Annotated in this window: 9 protein-coding genes and 1 pseudogene; 5 read left to right on the top strand and 5 right to left on the bottom strand. The window is 74.3% G+C overall.

Features of this window, described 5'->3' with window-relative positions; genetic code table 11:
• Positions 1-88: 88 nt before the first annotated feature.
• Positions 89-166: pseudogene (locus tag MTQ10_RS21570) on the top strand (GNAT family N-acetyltransferase); the annotation flags it as partial.
• Positions 167-460: 294 nt separating this feature from the next.
• Here the strand turns inward: MTQ10_RS21570 and MTQ10_RS21565 are convergent.
• From MTQ10_RS21565 to MTQ10_RS21555, 3 genes are all read right to left on the bottom strand, one after another.
• Positions 461-901, bottom strand: coding sequence for an SPW repeat protein (locus MTQ10_RS21565; RefSeq protein WP_247470876.1), 441 nt, complete (start codon positions 899-901; stop codon positions 461-463).
• A 185-nt stretch (positions 902-1,086) separates the two neighbouring features.
• The gene (locus tag MTQ10_RS21560; RefSeq protein WP_247470873.1) at positions 1,087-2,478 is read right to left on the bottom strand and encodes a cryptochrome/photolyase family protein; all 1,392 of its coding nucleotides are present in this window, start codon (positions 2,476-2,478) and stop codon (positions 1,087-1,089) included.
• A 282-nt stretch (positions 2,479-2,760) separates the two neighbouring features.
• A complete protein-coding gene (locus MTQ10_RS21555; RefSeq protein ID WP_247470870.1) occupies positions 2,761-4,374 on the bottom strand; it encodes an SDR family oxidoreductase in 1,614 nt (537 codons plus the stop codon).
• A gap of 124 nt (positions 4,375-4,498) precedes the next feature.
• Between MTQ10_RS21555 and MTQ10_RS21550 the strand changes: the two genes are divergently transcribed.
• Positions 4,499-4,987, top strand: coding sequence for a MarR family winged helix-turn-helix transcriptional regulator (locus tag MTQ10_RS21550; protein ID WP_247470868.1), 489 nt, complete (start codon positions 4,499-4,501; stop codon positions 4,985-4,987).
• Positions 4,988-5,180: 193 nt separating this feature from the next.
• A complete protein-coding gene (locus MTQ10_RS21545; RefSeq protein WP_247470865.1) occupies positions 5,181-7,325 on the top strand; it encodes an MMPL family transporter in 2,145 nt (714 codons plus the stop codon).
• Between the two features lie 73 nt (positions 7,326-7,398).
• Here the strand turns inward: MTQ10_RS21545 and sph are convergent, their stop codons facing one another.
• On the bottom strand, positions 7,399-8,382 hold the full coding sequence (gene sph, locus MTQ10_RS21540) for a sphingomyelin phosphodiesterase (RefSeq protein WP_247470863.1): 984 nt from the start codon (positions 8,380-8,382) through the stop codon (positions 7,399-7,401).
• 385 nt (positions 8,383-8,767) lie between these two features.
• Here sph and MTQ10_RS21535 point away from each other — a divergent pair, with 385 nt between their 5' ends.
• Positions 8,768-9,157, top strand: coding sequence for a VOC family protein (locus MTQ10_RS21535; RefSeq protein WP_247470861.1), 390 nt, complete (start codon positions 8,768-8,770; stop codon positions 9,155-9,157).
• 50 nt (positions 9,158-9,207) lie between these two features.
• Positions 9,208-10,278, top strand: coding sequence for an adenosine deaminase (locus tag MTQ10_RS21530; RefSeq protein WP_247470859.1), 1,071 nt, complete (start codon positions 9,208-9,210; stop codon positions 10,276-10,278).
• On the opposite strand, the gene MTQ10_RS21525 is transcribed toward MTQ10_RS21530, so the two are convergent.
• Positions 10,260-10,775 carry a mycothiol transferase gene (locus MTQ10_RS21525; RefSeq protein ID WP_247470857.1) on the bottom strand — a complete coding sequence of 172 codons (516 nt, stop codon included), beginning with the start codon at positions 10,773-10,775 and terminating at the stop codon, positions 10,260-10,262. The genes MTQ10_RS21530 and MTQ10_RS21525 overlap by 19 nt on opposite strands.
• Between the last annotated feature and the right edge of the window lie 205 nt (positions 10,776-10,980).

Genomic DNA, 10,980 nt, shown 5'->3' with positions numbered 1-10,980 from the left:
GGGGGCTATGGCGTGTGGCCCTTCCGTGGGGCGGGGGCTATGGCGTGTGGCCCTTCCGTGGGGCGGGGCGCCACCGCGCCCCGTCACCGAGTGGAAGCCGTACGGCCACGACCGGCCCGCCGACCTGGGGGAGAGGCTCGCCGCGGCGGGGTTCACCCCCGAGCCGAGCGGCTCGCCGTCACGACGCCGTACGGCTGCGTGCCGTGACGGCCGGGCGCGCACCGTACCGGCGCGGCACGCCCGGCACGCGTGACGAGCGGAGGGCCGTGGCTCCGGCCGCCCGGGTGACGCGCCGGGACGTCGTACCGGATCGCCCTGTGACGCACCGGGCGCGAAGTGCCGGTCAGCCGGGTGACGCGCCGGGGCGCAGCAGCGCGCGGCACGGGGAGGGCCGGTCCGCGCGGCGCGGGGACCGGCCCTGTGTTCTTTCCCTGTGCTGGTGGTCGTATCGCCGTCCGCCCTACGGCCGCGATGCGCTCCGGGCCGCCGTCGCGGCGCACATCGCCCCGAGGATCACGGCCAGGGCGCCGATGACGATGTTGTTGACGACGACTCCCGCGTCCGGGCTGTCGCCGACGATCCACGGGGCGATGATCATCCACACGCCCAGCGCGCACATGGCCCAGCTCAGGCCGTACATACGCTCGGGCGCCGCGGTGAACCCGAGGGCCAGCAGACCGATGGCGATGCCGATGACGAGGTTGTGCGTCACGAGTGCGGGCTGGCTGGTCGTGTAGTGGAGAACCCACGGGGAAACGGCGCAGTACAGGCCGAGCAGGAACACCGGCCCGTCCACGAGCGCCACATCACGACCGCCGAGCATACGGGCGTAGCGTGCCCGCATTTCGGATACATCGGGGTGAGTGGAGATGTCACCCCTGCCGTGCGAGACGTTGGCCATGACTCGTCTCCTTTGACTGCAGGGCCGACCGCGTCTGATGCGGTGTGCGGTAAGCGCCGCGCATCCCCCATTCTGCGCTTATTTCACCCTTATGTGTAGAGGTCAGAGGGGACGACGGGAACCGGGTGGAGAGCCTGTGCCCGCAGAGGTTCCCGGCGGTGCCCCGCGCCGAGGCACGGTGTGCCTCACTCCAGCCCGCGGGCCTGCCGGAACCGCGCGAGCCCGTCGGCGAGGCCGACGACCGGCGCCGGGTAGCCCGACCGCTCCCGCACGCTCTCCGGCAGCTTCCACGGTTCGTGGACGGCCGCGCCCGTGACGCCCGCCGCGTCCAGGGCGTCCGCCAGCTCCGGCAGCCACCGCCGCACGTAGGCGCCGTCCGGGTCGAGGCGGCGCCCCTGGGCGACCGGGCTGAGGACACGGTTCGGCCGTGTGTCGGTGCCCGTGCCCGCGACCCACTGCCAGTTCAGCTGGTTGTTGGCGAGGTCGCCGTCCACGAGATGGCGCAGGAAGTGCTCCGCGCCCACCCGCCAGTCGATGTACAGGGTCTTGGTGAGGAAGCTCGCCACGAGCAGCCGTCCCCGGTTGTGCATCCAGCCCTCGTGCAGCAGTTGCCGCATCGCCGCGTCCACGACCGGGTGGCCGGTACGGCCCTGCCGCCAGGCCTCCGCGTCCTCGGCGGCGGCACGGCCCGACCGCCAGCGGTCGTCACGGGACCGGTAGTCGGCGTGCGCCGCCGCCGGCCGCGCGAAGAGCACCTGCCGGTGGAAGTCCCGCCACGCCAGCTGCCGTACGAACGCCTCGGCACCCGGACCGCCCCTTCGGCGCGCCCGGTGCACGATCTCCACCGGGGACAGTGTCCCGAAGTGCAGATGCGGCGACAGCCGCGACGTGCCGTCGCCCGCCAGATCGTCATGGCGGTCCGCGTACGCCGTCACGCCCGTCCGCAGCCAGCCGGCCAACCGCCGGCGCCCCTCGCCCTCGCCGCCCGGCGCGAGCGCGGGCGCCACGCCGGACAGCTTCTCGCGGGACGGCAGCGGCTCCGAGGCGGGCCCGTCCGGCACCGGCACCGCGCGGGGCGCGGCGAGCGGACCGCGCAGCGTCTGCTGCGACCAGCGGCGGAAGTACGGCGTGAAGACCGCGAAGTGGCCGGAGGAGGCCGGTGTCACGGCGCCGGGCGGCACCGCCGTCGTCACCGCGTCGTGCACATGCAGCGCCCGCCCCTGCGCCTCCAGGGCACCGCGCAGCCGCCGCTCGCGCCGCTGCCCGAACGCCGACACCTCCGCCGCCAGGTGCACCTCGGCCGCGTCGGTCTCGGCGGCCACCCGGCACACCTCCTCGACCGTGTCGCCGTGCCGCACGACCAGCCGCCCGCCCCGCTCCCGCAGACCCGCGTCCAGGTCGCGCAGGCAGTCGGCGAGGAACGCCAGCCGGTTGGGCGCGGCGAACCCCGCCCGGTCCACCGCCGGGTCCCGCACGAACAGCGGAACCACCTGCCGCCCGCCGGCCAGCGCCGCGCGCAGCGGGGGATGGTCGTGCAGACGCAGATCGCAGGTGAAGAGGACGACGGCGACGTTCATGGGCGGACTCCGGGCGAGCGGTGGATACGGCTGTCAGGTCGGGGCGGGTCTTTGTGCGGGCCGGGCCTCTGCCGGGCGGGGCCTCGGAGCGCCGAGGCCGGCGAGACGCGGCCGGTGCGGCGCAGGATCCAGGCGGCGGGCCGGCGCTCGGTGACCCGCGCGGCGCGGCCGGTGCGGCGCACGACACCTGAGGCGGGCAGGCCCTCGGTCGCGGCGGGCCGCTGGCCCGTGGCGCCGGGGCGGGCAGGGCGGTCGCGCCCGCGCAGCGGCACGGCGGGCCTCTCAGCGGGCCGGGGCGGTCACCGGCTCCGCCCCCGCCGTGCCGCGTGCCGCCGCCCGGGCGATGTTGCGGGCCATGCCGCCGAACACCACGGCGTGGAACGGGGAGACGCTCCACCAGTACGCATGCCCCAGCAGGCCCCGCGGATGGAACAGGGCGCGCTGCCGGTAGCGCGTGCGGCCCCGCGCGTCGGTGTCGGCGTACATCTCCAGCCAGGCCAGGCCCGGCAGGCGCATCTCGGCGCGCAGCCGCAGCAGACGCCCGGCCTCTATCTCCTCGACCCGCCAGAAGTCCAGCGAGTCACCGACCCGCAGCCGGTGCGCGTCACGCCGCCCGCGCCGCAGACCGACCCCGCCCGCCAGCCGGTCCAGCCAGCCGCGTACGGCCCAGGCGAGCGGGAAGGAGTACCAGCCGTTGTCGCCGCCGATGCCCTCGATGACCCGCCACAAAGCCTCAGGCGAGGCGTCGACGATCCGCTCCCGCCGGTCGGTGTAGAGGCTGCCGCCTGCCCAGTCGGGGTCCGTGGGCAGCGGGTCGCTGGGCGCGCCGGGCACCGACGCGTTGGACCAGCGGGTGGCGACCCGCGCCTCCCGCACACGCCGCAGCGCGAGCCGTACCGCCTCGTCGAAGCCGACCGGATGCCCCGGCGGGGCGGGCACGTACCGGTCGATGTCGTGCTCGTGGCACACCACCTCGTGGCGCAGCGACTCGGTCAGCGGGCGGGCGATCGACGCCGGCACCGGCGTGACCAGACCCACCCAGTGGCTGGACAGTCCCGGGGTGAGCACGGGCACGGAAAGGATCATCCGGCGGGGCAGTCCGGCGACGGTCGCGTAGCGGGCCATCATCTCGCGGTACGTCAGCACGTCCGGCCCGCCGATGTCGAACGCCCGGCTCACCTCGGCCGGCAGCCGGGCGCAGCCCACCAGCAGCCGCAGCACGTCCCGCACCGCGACCGGCTGGATACGGGTGTGGACCCAGCTCGGCGTCACCATCACCGGCAGCCGCTCGGTGAGGTAGCGCAGCATCTCGAACGACGCCGATCCCGACCCGATCACCACCGCCGCCCGCAGTACCGCCGTCGGCACCCCGCCGGCGAGCAGGATGTGCCCGACCTCGGCGCGGGAGCGCAGATGCGGCGACAGGCGCTCCTCGGGCACGCCCGCCGGGGTGAGGCCGCCCAGGTAGACGATGCGGCGGACGCCGGCGGCGCGCGCCCGCTCGCCGAAGATCCGGGCCGCCCTGCGGTCGGTCTCCTCGAACTCCGCGCCCGTGCCGAGGGCGTGCACCAGGTAGTAGGCGACATCGACCCCCCGCATCGCGTCGGCGACCGAGGCCGCGTCCGTGACATCGCCCTGTACCACCTGCACGCGGTCCGCCCAGGGATGGTCGCGGAGTCTGCCGGGGGAGCGGGCCAGGCACCGCACCCGGTGCCCGGCGTCCAGCAGCTCCGGCACCAGCCGGCCGCCGATGTACCCGGTCGCCCCGGTCACCAGGCAGGTCAGCCCCGCCTGCGGTCCTGCGTCCGACGCCGGGTCGCGCCCCGCCTCCGGTCCCGCATCCGGCCCCGTGCCCGACGCCGGGTCGCGTCCCGGCTCCGCCTCGCCACCGCGCATCCGTTCGCCTCTTTCATCCGTACCGTCCCGTTCGGCCCCGTGTCGTCCTGTTCGAAAGGAGTTCCCCGCACGAGTGCCCACCGGACGCGGACGGCACCCGCCCGGCCCGCATTACGCTGCTCGGGTGGCCACAGCGGACGACACCGAACAGCGCGCGGACGCGCCGGACCGGCGCGAGACGCCGGGGGACCTGCACACCCTCGCGGTGCACCTGCGGCGGATGAACGGCGAGATCAACCGCCTCGTGCACGACTTCGCCGACGCCCAAGGGCTGAACGCGACCGATGTGCAGGCCCTCGCCGCGATCCTGGACGCCGAGGAGCCGATGACGCCCGGCAGGCTCCGCGAACACCTGGGTCTCACCTCCGGCGCGGTGACGGCCTGCCTGGACCGGCTGGAACGTGCGGGACACATCCGCCGGGTCAGGGAGAGCGCCGACCGGCGCGTGGTGCACCTGTACTACGCCGCCGACGCGCGGGAGGCCGCCCGCGCCCACTTCCGCCCCCTGGCGGAGGCCGCCGCCGCGGCCCGTTCCCGGTTCACCGGCGACGAGCTGGCCGTCGTGGTGCGGTTCGTGACGGCGATGAACGAGGAACTCGCGCGGCTGCGGTAGCGGCAGCCGGGGTGCGCGCGCGTGGCGGTCGGTGTTCGGTGGCCGCGGCCACACGCGCGTGCGAGCCCGTCCACGGGGCACCTGTCTCCACGATCCCAGGAGTCGGATACATTCACCCGTGATGTATCTCGACGATTGAGATTGTTTTCTGTGGAGATACCTGTCGGCCCCAGAACCCGGAGACCGCTGCCCCATGCCTGACACCGCCCGGACCGCCCGCCCCACCCGCAGGGCCCGCTGGCTCGTTCCCCTCCTGCTGCTGTTCGTCTGGCTCGGTGTCGGCGGCACGCTCGGCCCCTACGCCGGACGCCTCGGCGAGGTCGCCACCAACGACCAGGCGGCCTTCCTGCCCCGCAGCGCCGAGTCGACGAGGGTCATCGCCGAGCAGAAGGCGTTCAGACAGCAGGAGAGCCTGCCCGCCGTCGTCGTCTGGACCGGCGAGAAGGACGGCGCCCCGGTGGCCGACCGGCGCGCCGAGGCCGACCGGGCCCTCGCCTCCCTCACCGGCTCGGCGGGTCTCGCGGGGCGGCCGTCGCCCGCGCTGCTCTCCGACGACGGCCAGGCCCTGGAAGGCGTGGTGCCGCTGCGGACCGACCTGGGCAAGGACCTCGCCGGCACCCTCGACCGGGTCAGGGAGGCCGCCGGGAAGGTACCCGGCACCACCGTCCAGGTGGCCGGACCGGCCGCGAGCCAGGCCGACCTCAAGGACGCGTTCGCCGGCATCGACGGTCTGCTGCTCGGCGTGGCCCTGGCCGCCGTACTGATCATTCTGCTGCTCGTCTACCGGAGCGTCCTGCTGCCGCTGGTGATCCTCCTCAGCGCGGTCTTCGCCCTCGCTCTCGCCTGCGCGGTCGTCTACGTCCTCGCCGATCACGACGTCGTCCGCGTCGACGGCATGGTGCAGGGCATCCTGTCGATCCTGGTGATCGGCGCCGCCACCGACTACGCCCTGCTGCTCACCGCGCGCTGCCGGGAGGAACTGGCCCGCACCGACGACCGGTTCACCGCCGTGCGGGCCGCGCTGAAGCAGTCCTGGGAGGCGATCGCCGCGAGCGCCGCCACCGTCGCGCTCGGCCTGATCACCCTGCTCCTCAGCGACCTCACCAACAACCGGGCGCTCGGACCGGTCGGCGCGATCGGCATCGTCTGCGCCGTGCTCGGCTCCCTCACCTTCCTGCCCGCCGTCCTGCTCGTCCTCGGCCGCGCCGCCTACTGGCCCGCACGGCCCCGCGCGACCGACGGCACCGGTGGCGGGGCGGGAGTCTGGCGCCGGGTGGCCGCGCTCGTCGACCGGGCGCCCCGCAAGGTGTGGGCCGCCACCCTGGCCGTCCTGCTGGCCTGCGCCGCCTTCGCGCCCGCGTTCAGCTCACGGGGTGTCCCGATGAGCGAGATCTTCGTGGACGACGCGCCCTCGGTCTCCGCGCAGGACACCCTCGCCCGGCACTTCCCCGGCGGCTCCGGCAACCCGGCCGTCGTCATCACCGACGCCGACCGCGCCGACCGCGTCCTCGCCGCCGCCCGCAGGACGGAGGGCGTCGCCACCGCGTACACGATCAGCGCCTCCGGCGCCCCCGGCGGGCAGCCCCTCGTCGTCGACGGGCGGACCCGCATCGACGTCACCCTCGCCGCCGACGCGGACAGCGACGCCGCCCAGGACACCGTCGCCCGGCTGCGCACCGCGCTGCACGCGATCCCCGGCGCCGACGCCCGGGTCGGCGGCTACACCGCACAGCAGTACGACACCCGCACCACCGCCGAGCACGACCGCACCCTGATCGTCCCGGTCGTCCTCGTCGTCATCCTGCTGATCCTGATGCTCCTGCTGCGCTCGGTGCTGCTGCCCGTGCTGCTGGTGGCGACCGTCGCCCTCAACTTCGCCGCCACCCTCGGCATCTCCGCCCTGGTGTTCGAGAATGTCTTCGGCTTCTCCGGCACGGACCCGTCGGTGCCGCTGTACGGGTTCGTCTTCCTGGTCGCGCTGGGCGTCGACTACAACATCTTCCTGATGTCGAGGGTCCGGGAGGAGTCGCTGCGCCACGGCGCCCGCAGGGGCGTCCTCACCGGACTCGTCACCACCGGCGGGGTCATCACCTCGGCCGGTGTCGTCCTCGCCGCCACCTTCGCCGCGCTCGGGGTGATCCCGCTCGCGTTCCTCGTCCAGATCGCGTTCATCGTCGCCTTCGGAGTCCTGCTGGACACGCTGGTGGTGCGCTCGCTGCTCGTGCCCGCCCTGGTCCGGGACATCGGCGCCCGCTCCTGGTGGCCCGGTGGCCGTCGAACGGCCGACGCCGAGCAGGAGTCGCCGGCCGTGGAGGAGGAGAACGCGGCGGCCCGCTGACCCCGGTCCGTTCCGCGAACCCGCCCCGCCCGCGCACGGTCCGCAGGCGGGGCGGCGGCGTCCCCCAGGGAGATCAGCCGGCGGACGCGACGACCGGGTAGTGGTCCGACAGATTCGTGTACGTGTACGAGGTGCCCCAGCTGGACACCGTGCACGGCGCCGACTCCTCCTTCACCACCTCGTTCCGCCACACCGCGGGACGGGCGTGCCCGGCGCGGTGCAGGACGTGGTCGAGGTCCTCACGCGGATCGTCCGGGTAGCGGTCCCGGGCGATCGAGTTCTCCTCCGTGTCGAACGAGTAAGGGTGCCCGGTGCGTGCGTCGGCCCCGGCCAGCCCGGCCTCGGCCAGCATCGAGCCGTACTCGCCGCTCCGTGAGTCGACGTTCATGTCCCCGGCGACCAGCACCTCCTCGTCCGCCGGGATGCCCTTGGCGTCCAGGAAGGCGTCGATCGCCAGGAACTGCCGGCCCCGCACCTTTGCGGCCTCGCCCGCGCCGCAGCCGGGGTCGGTCGACTGGGCGTGCGTGCCGACGACATGCACCCGGGTGCCCCGGACGTCCAGCACGACATAGGCGAAGCCCTTGTTCGACCACCAGTCGGCGCCGCACGCGTCCTTGTACACGTACTGCTCCTTGCGCAGGATCGGCCACTTGCTGAGCACGGTGACACCGCCGTCCTCCGGCGTCAGCGCCGAGTACGCCCCGCCCGTGGCGTCCCAGCCGCCCCTGCCACGGCCCACCACGGGCGTCTGGTACGGATACTCCGCCGAGGCGGCGCTCTTCAGCGCGTCCGAGGAGGAGTTGTCGAACGCCTCCTGGAGCACCACCACGTCGTTGCCGTGGAAGAACGACGCCTTCGCGATCTCCGCCGCGCGATGGTCCTGCCCCCAGTTCGGGTACAGCAGCTTGCTCATCAGGAACGCGTTGTACGACAGCACCCGCAGCTCGGGCACCCGCCCGTCGGCCGAGGCGGGCGTCGCCCCGGCGACGGGCGCGGCGGCGAGAGCGAGAGCGAGCACGGCGGCGCCCAGGGTGCGGCGCGGTGCGGCGAGCGACACTGGATCTCCCTGTGGGTGACGGGGGTTGAGTGGCGCGGGACATGAAACCACCGGGAGTTACCGTGAGGTAACCCTCAGGGCGCGACGGAAAAGCGGTCGGCGGGCAACGCTCGCCGGCGCACCGACTCGGACTGCGGGGCTCTTTCCCGATCGCCGTGGCGGGACGGCGGCGGGGCGCCCCGCCCGCCCGTTCCGTCCTCGGCCCGTGGGCGCAGGGTGCCTCCCGAGGTCACGTCCCCACCGGATCGGACGCCCCTGCGTCCGGCGACCGGCCGCCCGCGCGGCGTCGGCCGCCTCGGCGGAAGGCCTTGCCGCCGCGGGATTGGCAAGCGTGCAGTTTTACGTATAACCTCTCCCGCTAATCAGCCCTCCCCGGAAGGTCCCGATGCGACGTATCGCCCTGGTCACCCTCGTCGTCGACGACTGCGACGAGGCGATCCGCTGCCGCACCGGAGCCCCGGGATTCCGCCTCGCCGAGGACACGCCGCGCCCCGACGGCTCCCGCCGGGTCGTGCAGCCCGGCGAACCGGGGACCGGCCCCGGACTGCTGCCGGCCCGCGCCCGCGGCGAGGCCCGGGCCGCCCGGGTCGGCGACCAGGCCGGCGGACGGGGCGGCTTCTGCCTGCACGCCGACGACTTCGCCCGCGACCACGCCCGGATGACCGCCGCCGGCATGACCTTCCTGGAGGAGCCGCGTCACGAGCCGTACGGCACGGTCGCCGTCTTCCGGGACCTGTACGGCAACCGCCGGGACCTGCTCCGGCCCGCCGGCTGAGCCGCCCGCCCCGCACCCTCGCACCACTCCGCCCGACGAAAGAACGCACCATGACCGCTACGCGCGTAGACACCGAGGCCCTCCGCCGCCTCCCCAAGGCCGTCCTGCACGACCACCTCGACGGCGCCCTGCGCCCCGCCACCCTCGTCGAACTCGCCGCCGAGGTCGGCCACGCCCTGCCCACCACCGACCCCGACGAGCTGGCCGCCTGGTTCATCGACGCCGCCGACTCCGGCGACCTCGTCCGCTACATCGCCACCTTCGACCACACCCTCGCCGTGCTGCAGACCCGCGAGGGACTGCTGCGCGCCGCCGAGGAGTACGTCCTCGACCTCGCCGCCGACGGCGTCGTCTACGCCGAGGTGCGCTACGCCCCCGAGCTGAACACCCGCGGCGGGCTGACCCTGCACGAGGTCGTCGAGACCGTCCAGGAGGGCCTGGCCGCCGGCATGGCGAAGGCCGCCGCCCAGGGCACCCCCGTACGGGTGGGCACCCTGCTGTGCGGGATGCGCATGTTCGACCGCGTCCGTGAGGCCGCCGAGGCGGCCGTCGCCTTCCGCGACGCCGGTGTCGTCGGCTTCGACATCGCGGGCGCCGAGGACGGCTTCCCGCCCGCCGACCACCTGGAGGCCTTCGAGCTGCTGCGCCGCGAGAGCGTGCCGTTCACCATCCACGCCGGAGAGGCGCACGGCCTGCCCAGCATCCACCAGGCCCTCCAGGTCTGCGGCGCGCAGCGCATCGGCCACGGCGTGCGGATCACCGAGGACATCGTCGACGGCAAGCTGGGCCGGCTCGCCTCCTGGGTCCGCGACCGGCGCATCGCGCTGGAGATGTGCCCCACCTCCAACCTGCAGACCGGCTGCGCCACGTCCATCGCCGAGCACCCGATCACCGCGCTGAAGGACCTCGGCTTCCGCGTCACCCTGAACACCGACAACCGTCTGGTGTCCGGCACGACGATGACCCGCGAGATGACCCTGCTGGTCGAGCAGGCCGGCTGGACCGTGGAGGATCTGCGGACGGTCACGGTCAACGCGCTCAAGAGCGCGTTCGTCCCGTTCGACGAGCGCAACGCCCTCGTACGGGACGTCGTCCTCCCGGGCTACGCCACCGCGCTCTGAAGCAGCCCCCGCACATAGGCGGCCTGTCCGACGTGCTGGAGATCGTCGGACAGGACGCTGACCAGCCGCACGCCCAGGGTGACCGGCGGATCCCAGCGCTCGTCCACGACGCGTTCGAGGTCCGCCGCGCTCACCCCGCGCAGCTGGTGCAGGGTCTGCTCGTGCACGGCGTCGTAGTAGCCGGTGAGCAGGCCGGCCGAGTCGACGCGGACCTTGCCGACCTTGGCGGCGCTGTGCCCGTAACCCGTGTCACGGCGCGGCAGGCCGAGGCCGAAGCGTTTCTCCCAGTCCTGCGCGAGCCACACCTGCTCCAGGCCGAACGCGTCGGCGATGTGGTCGTCCTGGACCCGTGTGAGGTGCCAGATCAGCCAGGCGATCGAGTTGGTCTCGGCGGTCGGGCGGGCGTTGAGGTCGTCCGGGCCGAGCCCCTCGACCGCCGCGTGGACCTCTTCGCGGACACGGCCGTAGCCGTCGATGAGGATGTCCTTGGCATGCATACCGCCCACCCTCTCGCAGGGCGGGCTCCGGCGCGTGCGGAACACCGCCCTCGGGGGCCGTACGCGGGGACGACAGGGGCGCCGGCGGTCGTGCGGCGCGGGCGGCCCGCCGGCCGGAGCGGTCCGTTCGGCGTGCGGGGCGGGGCGAGGGACGCTGTGCCCTGTGGCGCGGCCGGAGTTCACCCGCTCCCGGAACCCTTCGCCC

It is taken from the genome of Streptomyces sp. XM83C (assembly GCF_023072675.1).
Lineage (GTDB): Bacteria > Actinomycetota > Actinomycetes > Streptomycetales > Streptomycetaceae > Streptomyces > Streptomyces thermocoprophilus.
The sequence above is the reverse complement of the archived record's forward strand: the minus strand, read 5'-3'. Positions and strand labels throughout refer to the sequence as shown.

Excerpts from the sequence above, each read along its gene's own strand:
- MTQ10_RS21565 (WP_247470876.1), bottom strand. The coding sequence starts at position 901 with ATGGCCAACGTCTCGCACGGCAGGGGTGACATCTCCACTCACCCCGAT.
- MTQ10_RS21560 (WP_247470873.1), bottom strand. The coding sequence starts at position 2,478 with ATGAACGTCGCCGTCGTCCTCTTCACCTGCGATCTGCGTCTGCACGAC.
- MTQ10_RS21555 (WP_247470870.1), bottom strand. The coding sequence starts at position 4,374 with ATGCGCGGTGGCGAGGCGGAGCCGGGACGCGACCCGGCGTCGGGCACG.
- MTQ10_RS21545 (WP_247470865.1), top strand. The coding sequence starts at position 5,181 with ATGCCTGACACCGCCCGGACCGCCCGCCCCACCCGCAGGGCCCGCTGG.
- MTQ10_RS21535 (WP_247470861.1), top strand. The coding sequence starts at position 8,768 with ATGCGACGTATCGCCCTGGTCACCCTCGTCGTCGACGACTGCGACGAG.
- MTQ10_RS21530 (WP_247470859.1), top strand. The coding sequence starts at position 9,208 with ATGACCGCTACGCGCGTAGACACCGAGGCCCTCCGCCGCCTCCCCAAG.
- MTQ10_RS21525 (WP_247470857.1), bottom strand. The coding sequence starts at position 10,775 with ATGCATGCCAAGGACATCCTCATCGACGGCTACGGCCGTGTCCGCGAA.